The following is a 22,118-nucleotide window of genomic DNA, read 5'->3' on the forward strand; positions in this document are numbered from 1 at the left end:
CCTTTTACTCGAATTTAAAACGTTTTTCCAGCGCTCTAAAGAATAGCGTCAGCACCAAAGCCAACAACAAATAGATCATAGCCGCTACAAAATAAGGCACAATCGTAAAATCACGGTTCACAGCCGTATTCGCAAAATGTAGCAGCTCCGGTACAGCTACCGCATATAGCAACGCCGTATCTTTCACCAGTGTTGTCGCCTCATTCGTGACCGCAGGCAAAGCAATCCGTACCATTTGCGGCACAATAACTCGAATCAGCGTCTGCGACTTGCTCAGGCCCAGCACTTGTGAAGCTTCGTATTGTCCCTTATCAATCGACAACATCCCGCCTCTGAAAATCTCAGCAAAATAAGCCGCATAATTCAGCACAAATGCCAGCAACGCAGCCGTTGTCCGGTCCAGAACCAGATACTCCCCGATCACAGGCAACATCGGCAGACCAAAGCAAAAGAACAGCAGTTGCAGCAAAAGCGGTGTGCCGCGTATAACATAAATGTACGTATGCATCAGCCAGGCAATAGGCTTAATTCGGCTTTTCGCCAGCAACGTAACGATAAATCCCAGCGGAATGGACAAGATGAGCGTGATGAAAAATAAAATAACCGTCATCTGCGCCCCTTCGAGCATAGGCTTCATAATTCGTAAAATATAATCCATACTCATAACCTTCGACTCCTAAACCCTTAGTTCAATACGCTACATATTAATTCAAAACTTTATCTTCACCAAACCACTTTTTCGAAATTTCAGCGGCTTTGCCGTTCTTGTGCAGCTCATCCAAAGCGGATTGTAACTGCGTTAGCAGCTCGTCGTTCCCTTTTTTCACGCCGATACCATACTCCTCAGGGGCCAGCGATTCGCCAAGCAGTTTATACGTTCCTGGCTCTTTGGACATGTAGTATTTGGCTACCACTTCATCAATGACAACCGCATCCAGACGTCCGGTTTTCAGGTCGGTCAAAGCGAGCACATTATCGGGATACTCAGACACCTTCACCTTGCTCTTGATCGGATTCGCATCCAGTGCATCGGCTGCCGAGGACAATGTTTGAAGACCCACGTTTTTGCCCGCCAGATCGTCCAGCTTCGTGAGATTGGACTTGACCGGAATCGCGATTACTTGACTATTTTTCAGATACGGCTTCGTAAACAGCACCTTTTCCTTGCGCTCATCCGTAATCGTATATCCGTTCCAAATCAGATCAATACGGCCGCTGTTCAGCTCGGATTCTTTGGCAGACCAGTCAATGGGCTGGAATTCCACTTGCTTGCCCATTTGCTCCGCAGCCGCTTTGGCATAATCAATATCAAAGCCAGTCAGCTCGTTATTTTCATCTCTAAAACCCATCGGTGCAAATTTATCATCAATTCCGATAATCAGCTTGCTGTTATCCTTGCCGCCGGAGCATCCGGCCAAAACGATCATAATCAATCCAATCATCATTGTGAACATGGCTGTTTTTTTCATTTTATTCCCTCCAGCAATGGTAACCTCCCTATCCAAAGGACAGGCGGCAAACGCTTTAGTTCGTTAACACGTTATCAGAGTATCATCATAACATACCGCAAGATACTCGTCGAGAGGAAGGAGTGGATTCTTAGCCTTATAATAATGGAAAACCTGTGACGGAAATTTGACCAATGTTCTATAATGTAAAACCTTACCTTGACACGTTGCCAAAACCGTTTTATCATTTCCTAGTATTCTTATATACTTTTATTTATTTCATAAATTTAGCAGCAATAGTATGTAAATCAGCTTGATAGACAGGAGAAATAAAGCCCCATGTACATTTTAAAACGTCTTTTTACGATGCTCGTTACCTTGTGGATTATCGTCACTTTAACGTTTATCATCATGCACATCATTCCGGGGGACCCGTTCTCGAACGATTCTAAAACGATTCCGGAAGCGGTGCTGCAAAACATGCGCGCCAGATATAATCTGGACAAGCCGCTTGCCGTGCAGTATGTATTGTATCTGAAAAATTTGCTGGTGCTGGATATGGGCCCATCTATTCAATCGAAAACGACGGACGTGAACATGCTCATTGCCAGGGGTTTTCCACCTTCCGCATTGCTCGGCATTCAATCCATCGTTGTTGCGATTATTGCGGGTATTGCGCTCGGAACGCTGGCAGCTTTACATCATAATCGACCATTGGATTATATTTCGATGTTTATTGCCATTGTCGGTATTTCCGTACCCAGCTTCATTTTGGCACCGCTTTTAATCAAATATGTGGCCGTCAAATGGCATCTGCTCCCGGTCGCCTCTTGGGGAACCTGGCAGCACACGGTGCTTCCATCGCTGGCTCTCGCCGTTTCCCCTCTCGCCGTCATTGCCCGCTTCATGCGGACAAGCATGCTTGAAGTGATGCATCAGGAGTACATACGCACCGCCAAGGCGAAAGGGCTATCCTCTTGGGCCATAGTCATCCGTCACGGGTTGCGCAACGCACTGATTCCCGTGCTGTCCTTCATCGGACCCCTGTTCGCTTCCGTCATTACAGGTACCTTTGTTGTGGAAAAGATATTCGCCATTCCCGGCATCGGTAAATACTTTGTAGACAGTATATTTAACCGGGATTATCCGGTCATTATGGGCACAACCATTTTTTACAGTGCCATTCTGGTCGTTACCTTATTTTTAATTGATATTTCCTATCGTCTTGTCGATCCGCGAATTAAATTAGTCAGCAAAGGAGATTAACATGAAAGCAGCACCCACTGTCGAAAGGGACAGCCTGTTCAGTCCCGTTGACCGCAGCCAGTTACCCGCCCCCACATTGTCCAGACCCAAAGAATCACTATGGCGGGATCGGCTTCGCAGACTTTTTAACAATAAGCTCTCTCTACTGGGGCTTACCTTACTTATCATTATTATCGCGCTGGCAATTGCCGGACCTTCCATGGTACCTTATGCCCCTAGCGACCAATCCCTATTAAAGACGAACCTTCCTCCTTCGGGAGAGCATTGGTTTGGTACGGATGATCTGGGAAGAGACGTATGGGCACGGACCTGGGCCGGGGCGAGAATCTCGCTGATGATCGGCTTTGCCGCTGCCGCCATTGATTTGGTGCTTGGCATTCTCGTCGGCTGTATAGCCGGATATTGTGCGGGACGCGGCAAAACGGGCGACCGGATTGACAGCAGCCTGATGCGTATCATTGAGATTTTGTACAGCATCCCTTATTTGCTGGTCATCATTTTGTTGCTGGTCATTATGAAGCCGGGGCTGCTCACGATGATTATTGCCCTATCCATCACCGGATGGGTGGGTATGGCCCGTGTCGTTCGGGGGCAAATTTTACAGCTCAAGCAGCAGGAATATGTGTTAGCCGCCCGTAGTTTGGGAACCTCCCATTCGCGCATTATTTTCAGGCATTTGCTGCCGAATGCAGCAGCGATCATTATCGTGAATCTGACGTTCACCATCCCCTCGGCTATTTTTGCTGAATCGTTCCTGAGCTTTCTCGGTCTGGGGATTCAATCTCCTTCCGCCAGTTGGGGGACGATGGCTAACGATTCACTCGGGGTCATTTTAAGCGGACAATGGTGGCGCCTGTTCTTCCCCGGACTGATGATCTCGCTCACCATGCTGGCGTTCAACACGCTCGGAGACGGGCTTCAGGATGCGCTTGATCCACGTTCACAGCATTAAAAACAGGGATTTACAAATGGAACAAGGAGGGGTGTCTACTATGATCCGCAATTTCTCGCCCAACAGCAGAACCAACGGCAGTTCCTTTATGGAACTTCGCACACGCGGCATACCTGTCGGAAAGGAGGATGAATAAATCCCGGTACGGTGCACCTTATCTTTTGGACAACTAACAAACTTAATGGAGGAATTATACGATGAAAAAAATGCATTGGATGACTGTCATTTTACTTTTGGCAGTAACGGCTTTGGCCGGATGCTCTGGCAATACAGACAAAACAGCAAGCAATGATCCAACCGCTGCTCCGCAAGCAGATGTTCCACAGGAAATTACAGCTAACTTGGCAGGTGGCGAGCCGTATACACTGGACCCTGCTTTTGCATCAGATACAACGTCCTACTTTGTTATTGATAACCTGTACGAAGGACTGTATACATACGACAAAGCCGGTAAAATCGTTGAGGGTGCTGCCAGCAAAGTAGACGTAACTCCTGACGGCAAAACATACACCTTCACCATCCGCGACGGCGCGAAATGGTCGAATGGCGATCCGCTTACTGCAAAGGATTTTGAATACTCATGGAAACGGGTCCTGAATCCGAAAACGGCTGCCTACGATCCTTCCGCTCTGTACTACATCAAGGGAGCCGAAGCCTACAACACAGGCAAAGGTAAAGTAGAAGACGTGGGTGTTACAGCCAAGGATGATAAAACCCTTGTAGTTGAGCTGAAATCACCGCTGAGCTTCTTCCCAACGATCGCAGTGGGTCATGCGTATCTGCCCGTAAACCAATCCGTGGTTGAGAAAAGCGACAAATGGGCGGCAGAAGCCAACACCATTGTCGTCAACGGCGCGTATGTAGCCAAGGAATGGAAGCATAATGAGCAAATTACACTGACAAAAAACGATCAATATTGGAACAAGGATGCCATTACGATGGCAACGATTAATTTTAAAATGGTTCAAGACTCCACAACTTATTATCAAATGTATAAAACGGGCGATCTGGATCTGATTTTGAGCCTTCCCGTAGATACACTGGATCAGGAAAAGAGCAACAAGGAATTCCTGTCGCATCCATCTTTCAGTGTGTACACGTATTCTTTTAACGTAAAACAAAAGCCGTTTGACAATAAAAAAATCAGACAGGCCATTGCCTACGCGATTGACCGCGAAGCACTGGCTACCAGCGTAACCAAAGGTGGCGAAACTCCGGCTTACGGTTATGTTCCATACGGAACAACAACGCCATCCGGCAAGGACTTCCGTGATGAAGCACCGAAAAAATACTATGAGTTTGACGCTGCGAAAGCGAAACAATTGCTGGCCGAAGGTCTGAAAGAAGAAGGTTTGACCCAACTGCCACCGATCACCTTCAAATACAACACTTCGGACAAGCATAAAAAAGTAGCTGAAGCGATTCAGGAAATGCTGAAAACGAACCTGGGCGTTGAAGTGACGCTGGAGAATCAGGAATGGAAAACGTATATTGATACCTTTAAACAGAAGAACTTCCAGATCGCCCGTATGGGCTGGGAAGGAAACTTCCTTGATCCGCTCGGCGTATTGGGACACTATACTGCCAAAAACTCGAACAACTTTACCAACTGGAGCAACCCGGAGTATGACAAGCTGATCGAATCTTCTACCTTCGAGCTTGATCCGGCAAAACGCTTCGAGCAGCTTCATCAGGCTGAGGACGTATTGATGGAGGACCTGCCAATTATTCCGATCCAGTTCTCTGCGGATACGGCATTGATCAGCCCTAAAGTTCAAGGCATCGTATTTGACGCCCGTTCGAACCCGGATCTTCGTTTTGCCAAACGGGTCGAAAAATAATGTTTTTACGTTTCGGGATAACGGCCCTGATCGTCGGTACCTTTGGTTATCTGTATGCCTCACCTCATCTGTTGGATGGTCATGAAAATGTGGCAACAGCGAATCTGCTATTTCTGTTAGGCTTGCTGGGCTTGGTGATCGGCGCAATCTTCCACGTCCTGCAAAGCGGGTTTCTCACCCTCTTCCTGCGGGGATTCGCCGACATCAGACATCTGTTCATCCGACAATCCAAGGCATTACAGGAAGAAAACGAACGCTTGCGTTCGGATGAGTCTCTAACTGCCTGGAAAACATCCGTGTTCCGTCATCTCAAGGTGTACACCTCGGGATGCGGTACGGGGCTTGTGCTTTGTTCGATGGTTTTAATGGGAATAAGTTAGTTAGGGCGTATGAAAGCCTTCTTGCGGTTGGTGGGCGCTGCGCGTGCAGCCGCCGTAGAGCTTCTATACGTTTTAGTGGTATGTAAGGTGGAGAGAGGGGTAGGCCAAGTGGTTTAACTTGGCCTACCTTGTTTTGACTGAGGTACACAAAAAAGAGAGAGTTCCGCGGAGTTAATTCGTGGGACTCTCTCTTTTTTGTCTCAATAAATCTACCATCTGCGGCGTTCGTCGCCTCTCAGGGGAAAGTCGCTCAAATCTCCGAGTTGGTCATGCGCATCTTTGTAAATTCGGATCATAGCTTGTACCTTGTTAAAGTCGCTGTCTTCCGGGCCGAATCCTTCCATATACATTTTTTGAATAATGTTTTGGAAAAAATCCATACGTTCGCGGACGGAATCCTGCTCGATTTGCAGCACATCTTCAAAGCTGTGTTTCTCAGCAAATTCAGACAGCTCATCAAATTCCTGTTCCTGATATCGCTCTCCCCGGGTTTCGGGATTGAGATCAATAGAGGTACGCAAGGCTGACAACAAAATATTTTCCCGTACCAGCATGACATGAAAATCCTTGTTCTTAAACAGATCCGCCACGATCAGACGGCACATTTCCTTGTTTTGCAACAGAATTCCGTCAAAAGGATGCAGTGTCCATACACCGTAATTAAAAAACAAATTGAAATTAAAGCTGCTGCTCCCATACTGATACACAATGTTGATTTTCGATTCGTCGATGATTTCAAATGAAAATTCCAGCATGCATTCTCCTTTGGGATTCCAATATTTAACTCTATCCTATCAGAAAATGCATGATTTTCAATAAAAAATTTTATTTCACAGTCTCATTTAATTCCACGATAGAATCTGCTTTTTCACTACTGGCAGCTACAAGCAGATAGACAATCACACACCCCAAAATAAAGGACATCATACGCTCGTTCTCTCCTTTGTTATTTCACTTTTTAAGAGTTTATGCACGAGATTGCTATGTATGATTATCATGTCCTTTATTAGCTGCCCCCAAACCAAAAAAAGACGCCTTTCAGGATCGCCCTGGCGTCTTTTCAATAGGTTAGGTCCATTATTTCACATTTGTAAAATCAGTTCAGAAACGAGCTTAGTCCTTCGGAAGAATCGTTATCCTTCAAACTCTTCGGCTGTTCCTTCCCTTCTATCCCCAAACGTTGGCTGAGGTTGGCGTTGATTGCTGTCATTTTGCTCGTATAATCATGACAGCTTTCAATAATTTGACGGTTGGATTTTTCGGACAAATCCAAAGCAGATACCAAATCCCCAATCGCCTGATTCACAGCTTCCAGTGACATAGAAGGCTTGCTAAGTAGATCCGTCGTTCTCTCCGTCGTCGTTTTGAGAAGCTTGGCATTTTCCTTGAATTGATTCTCAATCGTACGATTCGTGGCATCCACGGCTGAAATGATTTTGTCCTGATCCGCCAGCGCCATCGCAATCATAGCCGATACAGTGATCAGATTCGATGTTTTATCAATCGCATTATTTACGGAATCAATCAGTTTATCATTATTATCATTAATGATATCCGTTGCTGCAATCGCTTGATTGTAGAGCAAAATCATTTCGGTCATCGACTGCGTGCGAGTAACCACCTTGCGCAGTCCCCGTTCCAGATGAGGCTTCCGCGTTTCATTCTCCGGCTTGGCAATCTCAGTCTCGAACAGCTCCTTCAACCGATTGCCAAAGGCGATCTTCGTTTGCAAATTGTAGATTTCCTCAATGGAAGCCTTTTTCAACTGTCTCATACCGACGATGTTTTCTTCCAGATTGTCCTTACCGTCTCTCAAGGCTGTAATGATTTGCTCAATGTTTGTTTTGACCGACTGATATTTGTAAATGTAGTTCTTCAGCGGGCTTTTCCGCAGAAGCTTACCGAAAAAGCTCACATTTTTGCTCTGCTGGAGCGTTTCGCATTCATCCCGCAGCTTTAAGATGATGTTCGATACCTCGGCCCGGTCGCCGGACATAAGGTCATTCACTGGACGATCCAGCATTTTAAGAGTCTGTCCCGCACGCTCCTGCGTTTTAACCCCCAGCTTTCCGATGTCGTCCATTAAGGTATCCAGGCTCATGACATCGCTCTGTGACACCTTCTGAATCAGCTGTGAAGCCTCCTCGGTCACCTTTTGTTCGTCTTCTTTTTTCAATTCAGCCCATGGGGTCGCCATAACGCTACCTCCTATCCTAAACAATAACTGTTATCCAAAGGCTAATAGTTATTGTTTAGGGCAGCTATGCTGCTTTTTTTAATTTTAAAATCCAACGGCTAATAGTTATTGTTCAGAGCAGCTATACTGCTGATTTTTTATTTTTATAAAAATAGCCTACAATTCGGAACTGCTGTACCGCTGGTGAATCAGCTCGGCTTTGCTTTGTAATTCCATCAGATCCTTATGCTCCACCGTGGATACAATCACCGATATTTTGCTATCCACATCCCGCAAACCGTTTAATAACGTTCTCCGGTTGGTTCGCTTGGCATCACCGCTGAGCCGGAGAAATGGATTAATCAGTCCATTCAGGTCCTTCAAAATCAGCCTCCGAACAGTGTGGTTTACTTCGCTGTTATTTAATTCATGCAAAAGCGGAATCACCCGCTGTAAACGTGCGAACAGAGCCAATGCCTTCTCGACGATCTCGTTATCGAGCGCATCCTTTTGCCCCTCGGAGATTACCATATCCTCCAATACCTCCAGATACTCCATGACCTGAGCAAATTCGCTGCTCACCTGTTCCGATAAGCGTGGTTTCTCAGTTACAGGCTCTGTTGGTGCCGAGGATTCCTTTTCAATCTTTTGTGTCTCAACAGCTTGTGCCTGCTCTACCGGTATAACAGAACCCGTCAGATTGGGTCGGGGATGGCGGATAGCCATAACGACGTTGTATCCCCCTAAACCAATGATCGGAATCGCCAAACACACAAAAAATGGCAACCAAAAACTCAGCAAAAGCGCAATCAGATAGCTGCCCACGGCAATCGTGGTTCCCCACATTTTTGACGTCATAGCTTGTACCTCCTGACGTAAACCCTTACCATATTGTAGAAAATATACTCTACATGTGTCAATGTAAGGATTTACGTATGGTGATTGGCTGCTCGATATGACTGGCTAAAATGTCGTATTGCGGATAAAGCGGACCCACCTCGTGACCCAAAGCCGATTTAACCGCCAAATAAGGAAAATTGATGCCGGACAAGCATGACACATGTAGTCCACCAGACATCCGCGGATTGATTTCCAGCAGTTTGGGACGCTCGCCGTTATATTTTACCTGAATGTTATAATTGTACGGAATGTGATACGCCTCAGCGACCTTATGCGCCACATCCAGCAGCTCGGTATGGTGCTCCAGCAACCGTAATCGCCCTCCCGCCTTCCTGCGCGGAACTGCTGTCAGCAGCTTTCCGTTTCGGTCAGCCAGGCAATCAATACTGTATTCATAGCCCTCCAGCAGCTCCATCACCATCAGGTTGGGGAACGACTCTGTGGATGACAATACACGATATGCCTCCTCGAACGAAATATGGTTCAGCGCATGACCGAACAGCTCCTCCAGCGGGTTACGTTCATTGTCGATGATGCGAAAGCCCATTCCGCCCTCTGCATTACATGGCTTGAAGCATACCTTATGCCCGCGTGCCGTTAACGTTTCATAAGCGTGTTTAAACTGCTCTGCATTGCTGGCAATGGCATAATCGGGAATCGTGACAATGTCCTTTTGGCGAATGGATTCGTAAAACAGATCCTTTTCCATCAACTGTACCAGCAGTTCGGTATCCCGGCATACGATGACCTTCGTTCCAATTTCGTCGAACAGATGAAGATTCTTGCTAATATCGAGCATATTCCACCGTGGAATAAATACATCAATTCCATGACGCTGGCAAAAATCCGCACAATAACGTGCATACTCCACGCCACTTGTGCGCGGCTCCACCTCAGCCACATCACTGGCCTGTAGTGCCATATGCTGCGGGTCCGAGTGCGTCGCATAGATCTCGAACGGAATACCGTCCTCATTGTTACGAATAGCATTCATATAATGATACGCCACTGAAAACCAGCGGTTAAAATACACCTTAACCTTCTTCACAGAGCCACGTCCCCTATCTATTCTGAAAATGAAGTTTGAGCTGCGAACACACTCCGGTGTATTTCATGAACATACGCCATGATTTCGTCCGCTGCATAAACCCCCGACACTTCTGTAAAACGGTAATTGACCTCCAGCTTATCCCGCAACTGTTCCCGATACAATTCACCATGACGGGGAGCAATCGCATAATCGGCATAGTCCAGCAGACAACGGTCCAGCAAAGAGTCACCGGACGCAACCACAGCCCCTCCATTCGTGAGATTACGGATATGTTCCACGGCTGCCTGTTTATTCACGGCCGCAGGCACCAGATACACCTTACGACCTTGAATGGATACCTCCCAGCCCATTTCACGCATAATCCGCGCCTTCTCCAGCACCTGTTCCAGCGGCATACGATCCCGTTCAATCACGAAAGCATAAAATAACTCGTCGCAAAAGCGCTCGTTTACCACCCAGTCTTCATGCAGCACCTGTCCGAACACCTGACGTGCTTCTTCCGCATGAGCACCATCACGCTGTACTTGTTTGTGAATACGTCGATTCCACTCTCGATCTACCTCGCCCCCGACGATGATGTTTCCGCCATTACTCGTCACGGCATATGCGGGAGCCAACTCCGTCTGAAACACAGTGATTCGTCTATACTGTTCTATCGTCCGAGTCGTCACGGGCATAAACATCACATCTTCTGGCAGTGTCTTAAGCAATTGCAGGGCTTGTTCAGAAATAAAAGCCGACGTCGCCCCGTCTATCTGTTCCGCAGGCAACAGACCAGGGGACTCCAGCGGTACGCCAAGCGAACGCTTGGAGTAAATCAGTGTCTGATCCAGATCACTTGCGTAGATCATTCTTGTCCCCCTTGAGCGGCTTGATAATTCCGCAGCAGGAATAAGTCAATCCTTCAAATACCTCTACAGGCACTCCACGATCCTTTGCCAACAGCATAATATGCTGAAGATTCGGATTATCTTCGCGGTCAATCAGAATTTTCCACGGCACTCTGCGCAGCAGTACACGAGTCGTCTCCCCCACTCCGGGCTTGACCAGATTGATATCCCGAATGCCAAATGCCTGCTGAATCGCCTCAATATCCCGTAAGCCCTGCCATGTCACCGCAGGCGGATTCAATGTCATTTGGTCAGCATATGCAACGGCCGTTTCGGCCACGTCTTGAAAGTACCCGGATACCGTATCCACAAACGTATTGGACTGATCCACTGACCGCCAGGATTCATAAAATTTAGCTCCATGGAAATCGTCAGGGCCTATGAGATCGTCGCGTAATACCGTCCGACTCATCAAACCTGATACAGTCGAATTCAGACAAGCACTTGGGATCAAATAATCTTCTCGTGTACCAAAGGTTTCTGAACATCTGCCCGGATCGGCCAGCACCGCCAGATCATCATTTAGACGCAACCCGTAATCCGCGTTCATCTCACGACAGGCCTCAATCAATACCTGGCGAATCGCCCCTTTCCCCGTCCAGCCATCGACAAACTGAAGTTCAATCTCCAGTCCATGCTGTTGTAAAATGTATAAAATCGCATTCCGGTCAATGCCTTTGCCACGAATAATAGAAATGCTGTAATGCGGCAAGGATACGCCATACTTCCAGTCAATGTAACGCTTGATCAGGATACCAATGGGCGTTCCCGCTCTGGCGAGAGAAACAATCGCCGTGTTTAGGCCTCTTTTTCTCACAATCATCTCAGCCACAGAAGCTGCCGCTAATGCAACCTTTTCGGCAGATTGGGCAAGCGTTTCGTGAAACAATACAATATATTCTGCTGTGGGCTCGTATTCCACTGGCAGCATTTCTGAATAATGGACTCCTGACTGAATCGCCTCTTCACGATCCTCCGTCCCTTTTTCCAGCGTAACCCGGCTCAAATCCTTCAATAAAAAAGTGACATCCGAGGCAGGATAACTGCCCAGCGGCTCGGGCGGATGAATGTTCTTCTGTTGTATTTGCTCCATGAGTGCTTGCTTCATATCCGCGCTCCTTTACTCTCCTGTCTAGTTAAACCGTTAAAATAAACGACATGCACTTTATCGCAGCCCAGACGGGTCAAAGCCTCCAGCATGGGGTTCATCCGCTGCTCATCCGACTCCCTTTCGATCAAAACAAAGATCTCGTCATACTGACCAGGGGCTACATTATAAATAAAATTGCGTATCGTACTGTCCTCAGGCGATGGATATGTCACACCACAAGCGACTCCATACCCTTCTTCGCGGTGGGGATACACCGGGCTGCGTGTCGTCGATTGAAAATACACATTCGGACCTAACTCTGCTGCAATCCGCATTGGAATGTACATGAATTCTCCCGTGCCCATAACCAGCGTGCGTTGCCCAGAACGAAGTTGGTTCAGTCGTTCAGCTGTACGCGTGATTTCTGCATCCAACGCTGAATTGTCAGCGGATTGTAGACCAAAACGGCCTGTATATTTTAGATAAGGAGCTGTATTGGCGTACCCGTCCGTTGACATGGAGCTGTGTACTACCCGCTCAAAACCGGAAGTATCCTTTTCAAAACGGTGGTCAATTATTCCAGAAGCGTATTTATTAACCTCTGCCATGCTAGTGGCTGCATGTTCTGGGTGCCCAGCCTGTCCAGCATATTCTGCGTGATCCAGTATCGGTACTCCCTGTACCTCAATCTTTCCTTTGAGCAAGCTTAAAGGCGTAATCGTAATGCCTAGCTCTGCCTCCAGATCAGTGAAAGCCTGCTCATCGCTGTCTGTCCGCCAATCCAATAACGAAGCAATCACATACTGTTTACGCGGAAAATGCTCCTGAATATCCCGTATGATATTAAGCGTTGTTTTTCCCGTCGTAATTTCATCATCTACCAGCACAATCGGGCCATCTCCCGCAAAAGCATCTTCATCCAGTGCATAGCAACGATGATCAACAGCGTGCGAATGCTCTTCTTCAAACCGAATAATAGGCCGAAGGCCCGGAATATCCTCGCGCGTCGTATGAATATACGAAGCACCGTCCGCAAACACCTGATACATGGCGTGTCCCAGCGCCGTAGCCGTCTCGGCAAAGCCAACAAACTTGATCGGCTCCGCAAAAGCCAAACGTTCGTCCATCAGCTTACGATAGGCTTCTTGGGCATAGTCCGAATCCAGAAGTCCCTTCACAGCCTCTCCAATCAGCTCATCCATCTGTTGTCCCGCCTGTGGGACAAGCTCCTTGTACAGCAGTATAGCCAGCGCCGCACCACTCAGCAGAGAGGTGTAAGGGCTCACCGGAATATGCTTGCCCAGCACCTTACTGACAAATAAAAACGAACGCTTTTTGTTGACCCGTGCCGCCATCGCAAACAGCTTGTCCACAGGAAGGCGGAATGGATTATGTGTCTCCGTAATTTTAACGCTGAACTGCTCCAGGATTGGCAGCAGATGTGTTTTCGTGGTTGGGTAAGAGACTGACAAAATGTTGTTGTTCATGTAACACCCCGTATACTTTTGATCTATTTATAATACGATGAGCCCAATTCAAATGCGGCTTAATTTCATTCATTTTGTTGGCATAGGTACTTTTGAATACACCCAGACTACCGTCGTTACGCTCAACAATTTCAAGTGCATCCATATACTCTTCATGTGTCACCGCATACATAGCCTGTACCGGTTTAATATGGGAGGGATGGATAATCGTTTTGCCGATAATCCCATTCTCTTTGTCCATCATGACTTCTCGAATCAGTCCGTCTACGGCATCTGAGATGAAGTCCATCCGCAAGTGTCGTCCCGGCTTTCCAAGTGCATCTTCGAAAGGAGACACTCTTAATTGAGGTTTAAAGACACGTTCTCGGTGAGAGAAATATTCCCATACAGGACCGGAAATGACATAATTTGAGCCCACGCGTCCAAACAAGTTAATAATATCTGCGATGCAATCCCGAATGACGGCAATTTCATAAATCGTAATATCCGGGCTGCGTCTCAAGCCATATAGACTGGAGAAATCGGTTGCCCCAATTCGTACATTCAGCACATATTCCTGATGCTCGTCTAAAATTTCTTTAATCGACAGCAGCTCTTTCCAGCGGGTTTCCCGATAAATGATTTTGGAGCTTTCAAGAATCGGTAATCCGTACAGCACAGGCATGTTGCTTTCGTTTCCTGCCCCTGTATGCATATTCCGGTTATATTCAGCAATGAGTGCAAAATACGCCCGTCCATTATCAGAAGAGAACTTGGGTAAGACAAAGCCCGTGAGCAGCGACAAAGATTCTCCCAAACCGTTCAGCAGTCGTTCCAACTGCTCCACGGAGCGGACGCGTACAAACAGCAGCGGTAAACTCTGTTCACTCATCATCCCCGTCCGTACATACGAAAATAGTTGAAGCAACTGCTGTGCCAGCGACTGTTCCGCCTGCCCGACCTGCTGATCCCCAATGGCATCCTCCAAATCCAGCATGACCGTCGTCAATCCTTCATGTTTTCCATTCTTGATCTCTTCCGCTACTTCCGAACGGGTCGCAGGCATGTACAAAGCTGCTCCTATCGCATAAGCCAATATACTTTTGGGAGAACGGTTATGAAACTCCAACGGTGGAGTATAAAAGATCGCTTCTACTTCCTCAGAGGTCAAATCATTAAAATATTTCAGGGCCTTCTCCTCCTCTTGCTCTTTCTTGCCTGACTGAAGCCCTGTGCCTCGGGTATAAAAGAAATCCCCCTTAGGTTCAGGAGGGATTTCGCTATACTTTGTACATTAAGCCTCTTCGTCGGCCTTTTTCTTTCTTTTCGCCGAGCTAATCACCATTGTACCTACAAAGACGGCAATCAAAATGCCGAAGAACAAGACCTGCGACATATGAAAGCCAAAAGCAGCAGCCAACATTTTACCCCCGATAATGGCAATCATAATAAAGGCTGTCTGTTCCAGTTCCGGAAATTTATCAATGAGCTTGAGGAACACTTGAGCAACACCGCGCATCATCAGAACGCCGAGAATACCACCCAGGAACAGAACCCATACTTTCTCGCTCACACCGAAAGCGGCAATGACGCTGTCAATACTGAAGGCAATATCCATCAGTTCGACCATTAATACCGTTTTCCAGAAAGAAGTAGGTTTGTTTTTCACTTCTCCATCACCTTCGGACTTGAATAAGCCCTTATAAGCAATATAGAGAAGATAGGCCGCACCCAGGACCTTAATCAGCGTGAACTTAATCAGGAACGTACCCAAGCCGATGGCGAGGAACCTGAATATATACGCACCCAAAATCCCGTAAAATAGGGCTCTCTTCTGTTGCTCCTTCGGTAAATGCTTAACCATAACCGCGAGAACCAAGGCGTTATCCGCCGACAAAAGACCTTCCAGCAAAATGAGAGTTCCAATAATCCCCCAGCTCACCGGGTCAGAAAGCGTAGCTACAACATCACTCCATGAAAAGAAATGGCCGTAGTTCTCGCTGATATTTTTAAATAAATCATTCAACATGAAAAGAGTGCCTCCGATAATTCAGTTTATTTGCTACCCTGCGACCAGCGCATGCCCCAGTTATGTGCACGATCCAACTCACGATGACCGCCATAGAACTGCACGAGTCTTTCAATGCTGAACGTTTCATCGTTCACGTTTTGGAGCATGGCAATCGCACACATCCCCTTGCGGTTGTCATGTTCATTCAGGTGAACGACAATATCCGGTCCGTCCTTCTGGTACAACGTGACCACCCCGTCCGCCTGCGACCAGTTCGTGACCCCTTCATAAATGAAGCTAAACACCAAAATTCGCTTGATTTCAGAAATTTTAGCTCCGTTGATGCGGAGATTTTCCCCTGTTTTCACAGAACCAGTACGGTCGTCGCCGTCCAAAGCAATGTACGGGAAGCGATTCAGCGAGCCGAAAGCTTCACCTAGCGCCTGAACAACACCTTTATCCCCGTCCTTCATCTCATACAAGCAGCCCAGATCCAGATCGACACCCTTGGAGCCACGACTGAAAAAGCCCTTGCTCTGCTGCACCTGATTCCAGTTCAGATTGATCAGGATTTCACCCAATCCACCCGAGCCTTTTTTCAGGTTGATGGTGTCGCCCTTCTTCTTCAGCTCAATTTTGCGCAAATTCAGATTCACCGGTGTTGCAGATGGCTCTGGCTTCGGAGCAGGAGGTGCTGGTGCTGGCTGAGGAGTTGGAGGTGGTGCAGGCACTGGCGCCGGAGGAGCCGGATTATTTTCCACTTCAATCCCAAAATTAACGCACAACGCATCCAATCCACCGGAAAAACCTGCGCCAATCGCGTTGAATTTCCATTCCCCGTTATGACGATACAGTTCACCAATGACAATGGCCGTTTCCACTGTAAATCCGCTGTCCAAATTAAACCGCAAAACCTCTCCGCTAACCGGATGAGCAAAACGAATGAATCCACCTTGAACCTGTCCAAAATTTTGCCGTTTCTGATCCGCATCATAAATCGTCAGCGTAAACGCAATCTTCTCGATGTTTGCCGGAATTCGCGTCAGATCAAGGGCAAATTGCTTTTTGTCACTGGACTGTTGTCCGTCTGAATATGTGATAAAGGGCGTGGTCGGATTGTTATAAAAAATTAAATCCTCATCGCCTGATACTTTTCCTCCAGGACCCAGCAAAAATGCCGAAGTATCCAGTTCCAGAGACGCTGGGGACTCCCAGCCAATCCCTACGTTGACATGGGTCAGACCCGGATTCGTTTTGGTCAAATCCGCCTTCTGTCCCTTTACTACGATAACAGCCATGATTGTGTCACCTTTCTGTCCGTTTGTCATGTGTCAGCGTACGCCCATTCAATGGCTTAAAAAGAAAGGGTAGCGCCCTATGGACACCACCCCAAGTGGATATTATTGAGCGTCCAAGCCATAGTTTTTAGCAAGCGCACCCAATCCACCAGCAAAGCCACTGCCGATCGCCTGGAATTTCCAGTCCGCATTCTGACGGTAAAATTCACAGAATACCACGGCCGTTTCGGTGGAGAAATCCTCTCCCAAATCGTAGCGCAGCACTTCACGATCCGTCGCTGCGTCTACCACACGTACGAAAGCATTGGACACTTGACCAAAGTTTTGCGCGCGTGCCTCGTAATCATAAATGGTAACCGTGATCCCGATACGGTGGATGTTCGCAGGAATCTTCGAAAAATCAACGATGATTTGCTCGTCATCCCCATCGCCCTCACCTGTGCGGTTATCGCCTGTATGGATCACAGATTCTGCTCCGCCTGTTGGATTGTTGTAAAATACAAAATCATCCGCAGCTTTCGCTTTGCCATCTTCATAAAGCAGGAAAGCCGAAGCATCCAGGTCAAAGTCCGCGCCACCGCTGTATTTGTTCGTATCCCATCCAAGACCTACGACAACACGGGTCAAGCCGGGATTGGTTTTGGTCAGATCAATACGTTGTCCTTTGGAAAGACTAATGGTCATACTGCATACCTGCTTTCTTTGTATAGATTTTAGTTACGCCAAACCGTAATCGCGAGTCAACCCTGCAAGACCATCTTGGTAGCCGCTGCCAATGGCATTGAACTTCCACTCACCGCTATGACGATACAGTTCGCCTACAACAACGCCTGTTTCGATCGAGAAATCTTCTCCCAGATCAAAGCGAATCAATTCTTCATTGTTTGCTTCGTTCACGATACGAGCATAAGCACGGGACACTTGTCCAAAGTTTTGGCTGCGTTCTTGTGCTTCATAGATTGTAATCGTAAAAGCGATCTTTTCAACGTTAGCTGGCACGCTGCCCAAATCAATTTTAATTTGCTCGTCATCTCCGTCACCATCACCCGTACGGTTATCACCGGTATGAACAACAGAGCCGTTCTCATTTTGTGGGTTATTGAAAAAGACGAAGTTCTTATCCGATTCTACTTTACCTTCTGCATTAGCCAAAAATATGGATACGTCCAAGTCAAAATCCTTACCGCCGTCGTATTTGTTCGTGTCCCAACCTAAACCAACCGTGATTTTGGACAAGCCTGGATTTGTTTTCGTCAAATCGATCTTTTGACCTTTGGATAAGTTAATTGCCATGATAAGAACCCCTTTTCCATAATTAAGTTTTGTATTCGTAAAATAAATTACATATAGCGCTGAGCCAGCACATCAATATGTACGGCATGAGTGCCCTCACCGATGGCAGCAAACTTCCATTCGTCGTTATGACGATAGAGTTCTCCACAAACCAATGCAGTCAGCCCTTCATAATTATCAGATAAATTAAACGTCACCAGTTCCTTGGAATTAGCACCATCCAGAATGCGGATATACGCTTTCTCGATCATGCCAAAATCCTGTTTCCGGTTTACGCAATCATATATATTCACAACAACAAGCACTTTGTCGACATTGGCAGGAATACGTGCCAGGTCAATCGCAATTTGTTCATCATCACCGTCACCTTGTCCGGTCAGATTATCACCTGAATGAACGACTGAGCCGCATGGGCTTTTTTATTATGGAAGCATACTACATTGTCCGATTGAGTCAGTTTTCCGTTTGCGTCCAGCAAAATGGCAGAAGCGTCACAATCAATATTCGGTTGCTTCTTGATGCCAAAAAATCCTTTGGACTGCACCGGGTCCCATCCCAATCCGGCAATAACTTTGGTTAGACCTGCGTTTCCTTTGGTCAAATCAATTTTCTGGCCCTTAACCAGATTAATTACAGCCACTGATTAACACACCTCCCTTCCGTAAAATTTACAGACTAAATTCAGACGGATTCAAACCCAAAGCACCGCAAATTTCAGCGACAATTCGCTGCTCATTTGCATCAAAGTCACCGTCAGCAGCACCAATGGCACTACATACGCCAACGACGAGTCGGCCCACTTCAGGCTTGCCTTTCAATTTGCCAATCGCTTTGAGTGCTTCCTGTTTGCCGATTTCAGGCGAAAATTCAAAGTTCGCTACATAGTGATTGAAGCGATTGATGACCTCTCCCATATCAAACACTTTCAGTTCCTCACTGAGATTTATGTATCCGGCCATTTTCGCTTTCTCTTCCGGACCAATGGTACCGTCAGCAAAGGCTACCAGCGCACAACCCGCCACAACAGCTTCCATGAAATCTTTATTTTTAAACTTCTTAACCTGGTCTCCAAGACCCTTTTTAGTTGTATTCAGCCAATTTTTAAATGTACTCATGTTGCCCTCCACAAAATCGTATTTGGGTGAAACGCATCCTAGTTAATTTCTTCCTTTACTATAACCTGAATTACGATCTTTTTCTACAATAATATACAAAAATACGGTAAATACGATCTATTTTTATCGGTATCCTCTCTATCTTTAGCCCTATTTTCTGCTAAAAGGCCCTCTTCCATCATCTATCATTTGGTACCCTAATTGCAAGTCCATAGATACCGCGCAGGTACGTTCATATGGATATGTGGCTAAATACATTTAAGATGGATTGACAGTTTGAGAGGAACAAGCTATCATTCTATCAAATTATAAGTATTTCGCTAGGAATAATATAAAATAGTATAGCCTATTTAGGAGGAAATTTCACATGACCGCACCTTTTGCCAGCCTAAGACTATCCTCTTGGAAAATGATTCCCGTATCCGCCGCCCTATTCATCGCTGCCTTTTCCAATCCTATTGATTCCTATGCCGCACCCGCGGCGGCCCCGATCGTCCGGCAAGTAAACAGCTCCGCTTCAAGCACTGTTACCGATTCGGACAACCAGCTCACCTATCTAAAGGACCGTTTTAACATCCAACTATCCTCAACCCCGACAAAAAGGGAATATATCGTCGCACTTGCCACCGTGCTGAACCTGAACAGCTCAAGTACAGCTTCTGCGGACAAAAACACCGCCTTCAGAGGCTTAAACTCAAATGACCCGTTGTATGCCCAAGCGGCAGCACTGTATGCAGAAGGTATACTGGATAACACTGACGTAAAACCGTCCGTTCCCCTGTCACAAAATGACGCGATCCGTATAGCTGTAAAAGCCGCCGGATTGACTGAGTTGGCTGCTACATACTCTGAGGATAAGGCGCAGGCTGTGCTGACTAAATCGGGGATTCGTACATTGACTGGAACTGCTGAGACCCGTCTGGCGGCCTCGCAGGATCTGGCAGTCGCTGTAGAAACAGGACTGCTGCCGCAAAGCGAGCTGTCCTCCTTCCAGCCGGAAGAACAAGCCGATGCGTCATTCACCGCCGAGGTGCTAAGCCGTGTGCTGGCATTCCACGGCGAATACAAAAATACCGTCGGTCAAGTACAGGATGACGATATTTTTGCTAAAATCCATCAGGCCTACGATACACAGATACTCGTCCAATCCCCGGAGCTGCAAGCCCTGTTCGACGCAGGACTTCAGCAAAATCTGTTCACAGGCTACAATATCAAGGACAGCCGCTATGATGCCCATTTTGATCCGAAGCTGTCCCTTACTTATGGACACAGCGATCTCAAGCACGCGATCCAACTGATTGGGCTGCTTCGCAGCGAGGGTATTCAAGCCAAAGTACAGTTGGAACCAAAAACTTCGGCTTTTGTATACTTGAAAGAATGGGGACAGCCTGTCCAGACCGAAAACTATAGAGTCGTACAAATCAACAACGATAACTATATCGCCTACTCCAAGGAGTATGACCTTGCCCTCGAATTTGCGACGATCGGGCAGAAGAACCGTTTTGACACTATCATCAACCAATACGCCAAAAAGAACAGCAAAGACCCAGCCGGCTTGATCGCTCAGTCCTGGTGGCAACCGCTCTATTACTCCCTGTCCTCCCCCGGCTCAGCCTACACGGAGATTGCGAACAACCGGGTCAGCGCAGGACGCTATTACGCCCAGTCCTTTTCGCTGACGGACAAGGCTTCCTCCATTACCGATGGCTTACGTAAGATCAAGCCAGGTGTAGAGGTGGAAAGCTACCACTTCTGGGTGGATACTCCCTTTTATCGTTATTTGAACGGGGAGGCTCAGTAAATTTAATTCAAAAAACAAAAGGCGCAGCCTTCCAATTCAGCGGAAGTCACTGCGCTTTTTTCTATAATCCGCGGTTCACCACAGCTTTTTTCAAGCTTGTATAAAACGCACTTCAACTACTTTTATTATGCTTTTCTTTCTTCACTCTTCAATTTAAGCAAAGCACTTTCTGACAATTTTATGATTTCGCTTAGCGTCTGTGAATCATTATTCTGAAACAATTCAGCCGTCTCTGCAAACATCTTTTTGTACCCTCCCCAGATTCGTATTGCAATAAGAATACCAAATCCAATTCCAAGAAAAATGAGCACTTCTTGTGCCACACTCAAAACTTCTACATGTACAGCTTTGTATATGGCCGTCAAAAATTGCACCCACAAGGGAACAAAGAGTGCGAGATATACGCCTGAGGCGAGATATTCCTTGGGCTTTCCTCGGGCAATCTCCTTTTCGATCAAGTTAATCAGAAATTCCAGCTTTTTCTCATCGTATAGATTAAATAAATGAAGTTGATTTTCGAAGCATTTGAACTGATATTGATAAAATTCTTTCGTTTGCCAAGCTCCTTTTTTAGGTTGAATACTGTAACGTGTCTTAATGATTACTTTTGCTTTTTTGATGAAAACATAAGCCAATGTATACATAATACACGCACACACAAACCAAAAGGCGAGACTAACTATTCCAATAGTCATTTGTAAGGCTAGTAGACTTAATAGTGCGCCTCCAACTAACAATATTGAGGAAAAGACAAACAAGACAAGACCCCAACGTGTAACTAAATACTGAAATTTCATATGTCTAAATAATAAAGCACTAAATGCAACCTTTTCCCGATAATGCTTAATGAACGCATCCATCATCTTCAAATAATTCCTCCAAGCCATGATCTCTCTGATAGTCTCAATCTCACTTAGTTCAACTTTAAAAATAGCTTTTTTACCAAAATAAATCATTTAAATATTTTCGGAAGAAAGTGAAATATGTAACTCATCTATTAATATATCGGTTTCCAGAAAATTTTGGTAAACAAAAAAATCTACAGACTTCTCCAGCTAGCGAGTTTTACAGTTTCCAACTGCCACTCACCTGTTCCGGAAAAAAAAGACTGTAGATTTTATAGATACTCCTATTCGCATT

The 22,118-nt window shown here is 46.5% G+C and carries 21 protein-coding genes and 1 pseudogene; 5 read left to right on the forward strand and 17 right to left on the reverse strand.

The features are described from left to right. Positions 1-4 precede the first annotated feature (4 nt). Complete coding sequence (locus tag ASL14_RS06960; RefSeq protein ID WP_025683112.1) at positions 5-664, reverse strand: amino acid ABC transporter permease; 660 nt, start codon at positions 662-664, stop codon at positions 5-7. 40 nt (positions 665-704) lie between these two features. Continuing rightward, entirely contained in the window at positions 705-1,469 is a 765-nt protein-coding gene (locus ASL14_RS06965; RefSeq protein WP_134911011.1) for an amino acid ABC transporter substrate-binding protein, read from the reverse strand. A gap of 318 nt (positions 1,470-1,787) precedes the next feature. On the opposite strand from ASL14_RS06965, the gene ASL14_RS06970 reads away from it, so the two are divergent. From ASL14_RS06970 to ASL14_RS06985, 4 genes are all read left to right on the forward strand, one after another. Next, the gene (locus ASL14_RS06970; protein ID WP_134911012.1) at positions 1,788-2,714 is read left to right on the forward strand and encodes an ABC transporter permease; all 927 of its coding nucleotides are present in this window, start codon (positions 1,788-1,790) and stop codon (positions 2,712-2,714) included. Position 2,715: 1 nt separating this feature from the next. Then, positions 2,716-3,666, forward strand: coding sequence for an ABC transporter permease (locus ASL14_RS06975; RefSeq protein WP_134911013.1), 951 nt, complete (start codon positions 2,716-2,718; stop codon positions 3,664-3,666). A gap of 197 nt (positions 3,667-3,863) precedes the next feature. Further along, a complete protein-coding gene (locus tag ASL14_RS06980; protein ID WP_134911014.1) occupies positions 3,864-5,507 on the forward strand; it encodes a peptide ABC transporter substrate-binding protein in 1,644 nt (547 codons plus the stop codon). Beyond that, the gene (locus ASL14_RS06985) at positions 5,507-5,887 is read left to right on the forward strand and encodes a DUF3899 domain-containing protein (RefSeq protein ID WP_134911015.1); all 381 of its coding nucleotides are present in this window, start codon (positions 5,507-5,509) and stop codon (positions 5,885-5,887) included. The genes ASL14_RS06980 and ASL14_RS06985 overlap by 1 nt, the downstream gene beginning before the upstream one ends. A gap of 209 nt (positions 5,888-6,096) precedes the next feature. Here the strand turns inward: ASL14_RS06985 and ASL14_RS06990 are convergent, their stop codons facing one another. From ASL14_RS06990 to ASL14_RS07055, 14 genes and pseudogenes are all read right to left on the reverse strand, one after another. Then, positions 6,097-6,642 (reverse strand): hypothetical protein, encoded by a 546-nt coding sequence (locus ASL14_RS06990; protein WP_134911016.1) that lies wholly within the window; start codon positions 6,640-6,642, stop codon positions 6,097-6,099. 341 nt (positions 6,643-6,983) lie between these two features. After that, positions 6,984-8,084, reverse strand: coding sequence for a toxic anion resistance protein (locus ASL14_RS06995; RefSeq protein ID WP_134911017.1), 1,101 nt, complete (start codon positions 8,082-8,084; stop codon positions 6,984-6,986). Positions 8,085-8,240: 156 nt separating this feature from the next. After that, on the reverse strand, positions 8,241-8,921 hold the full coding sequence (locus ASL14_RS07000) for a hypothetical protein (protein WP_134911018.1): 681 nt from the start codon (positions 8,919-8,921) through the stop codon (positions 8,241-8,243). Between the two features lie 58 nt (positions 8,922-8,979). Then, on the reverse strand, positions 8,980-10,011 hold the full coding sequence (locus ASL14_RS07005) for an ATP-grasp domain-containing protein (RefSeq protein WP_134911019.1): 1,032 nt from the start codon (positions 10,009-10,011) through the stop codon (positions 8,980-8,982). A gap of 17 nt (positions 10,012-10,028) precedes the next feature. Beyond that, positions 10,029-10,865, reverse strand: a complete 837-nt coding sequence (locus ASL14_RS07010; RefSeq protein WP_134911020.1) for an HAD family hydrolase — start codon at positions 10,863-10,865, stop codon at positions 10,029-10,031. Beyond that, the gene (locus tag ASL14_RS07015) at positions 10,849-12,012 is read right to left on the reverse strand and encodes a cysteine protease StiP family protein (RefSeq protein ID WP_134911021.1); all 1,164 of its coding nucleotides are present in this window, start codon (positions 12,010-12,012) and stop codon (positions 10,849-10,851) included. Before ASL14_RS07015 ends, ASL14_RS07010 begins: the two co-directional genes overlap by 17 nt. Continuing rightward, positions 12,009-13,349: a phosphoribosyltransferase family protein gene (locus tag ASL14_RS07020; RefSeq protein WP_134914435.1), complete on the reverse strand. Its 1,341-nt coding sequence runs from the start codon at positions 13,347-13,349 to the stop codon at positions 12,009-12,011. Before ASL14_RS07020 ends, ASL14_RS07015 begins: the two co-directional genes overlap by 4 nt. A 52-nt stretch (positions 13,350-13,401) precedes the next feature. Continuing rightward, positions 13,402-14,589 carry an HpcH/HpaI aldolase/citrate lyase family protein gene (locus tag ASL14_RS07025; RefSeq protein WP_134914433.1) on the reverse strand — a complete coding sequence of 396 codons (1,188 nt, stop codon included), beginning with the start codon at positions 14,587-14,589 and terminating at the stop codon, positions 13,402-13,404. Positions 14,590-14,754: 165 nt separating this feature from the next. Beyond that, complete coding sequence (locus ASL14_RS07030) at positions 14,755-15,489, reverse strand: TerC family protein (RefSeq protein ID WP_134911022.1); 735 nt, start codon at positions 15,487-15,489, stop codon at positions 14,755-14,757. A gap of 26 nt (positions 15,490-15,515) precedes the next feature. After that, positions 15,516-16,769: a TerD family protein gene (locus tag ASL14_RS07035; RefSeq protein ID WP_134911023.1), complete on the reverse strand. Its 1,254-nt coding sequence runs from the start codon at positions 16,767-16,769 to the stop codon at positions 15,516-15,518. A gap of 102 nt (positions 16,770-16,871) precedes the next feature. Next, on the reverse strand, positions 16,872-17,453 hold the full coding sequence (locus tag ASL14_RS07040; RefSeq protein WP_134911024.1) for a TerD family protein: 582 nt from the start codon (positions 17,451-17,453) through the stop codon (positions 16,872-16,874). Positions 17,454-17,486: 33 nt separating this feature from the next. Further along, entirely contained in the window at positions 17,487-18,062 is a 576-nt protein-coding gene (locus ASL14_RS07045) for a TerD family protein (RefSeq protein WP_134911025.1), read from the reverse strand. A gap of 47 nt (positions 18,063-18,109) precedes the next feature. Continuing rightward, positions 18,110-18,702, reverse strand: a pseudogene (locus tag ASL14_RS07050) (TerD family protein). A 28-nt stretch (positions 18,703-18,730) separates the two neighbouring features. Beyond that, entirely contained in the window at positions 18,731-19,177 is a 447-nt protein-coding gene (locus ASL14_RS07055; RefSeq protein ID WP_134911026.1) for a tellurite resistance TerB family protein, read from the reverse strand. Positions 19,178-19,544: 367 nt separating this feature from the next. Here ASL14_RS07055 and ASL14_RS07060 point away from each other — a divergent pair, with 367 nt between their 5' ends. Further along, positions 19,545-20,978 (forward strand): hypothetical protein, encoded by a 1,434-nt coding sequence (locus tag ASL14_RS07060; protein ID WP_134911027.1) that lies wholly within the window; start codon positions 19,545-19,547, stop codon positions 20,976-20,978. A gap of 125 nt (positions 20,979-21,103) precedes the next feature. On the opposite strand, the gene ASL14_RS07065 is transcribed toward ASL14_RS07060, so the two are convergent. Continuing rightward, entirely contained in the window at positions 21,104-21,847 is a 744-nt protein-coding gene (locus ASL14_RS07065; RefSeq protein ID WP_134911028.1) for a hypothetical protein, read from the reverse strand. Between the last annotated feature and the right edge of the window lie 271 nt (positions 21,848-22,118).

It is taken from the genome of Paenibacillus sp. IHB B 3084, from assembly GCF_001447315.1.
Classification (GTDB): domain Bacteria; phylum Bacillota; class Bacilli; order Paenibacillales; family Paenibacillaceae; genus Paenibacillus.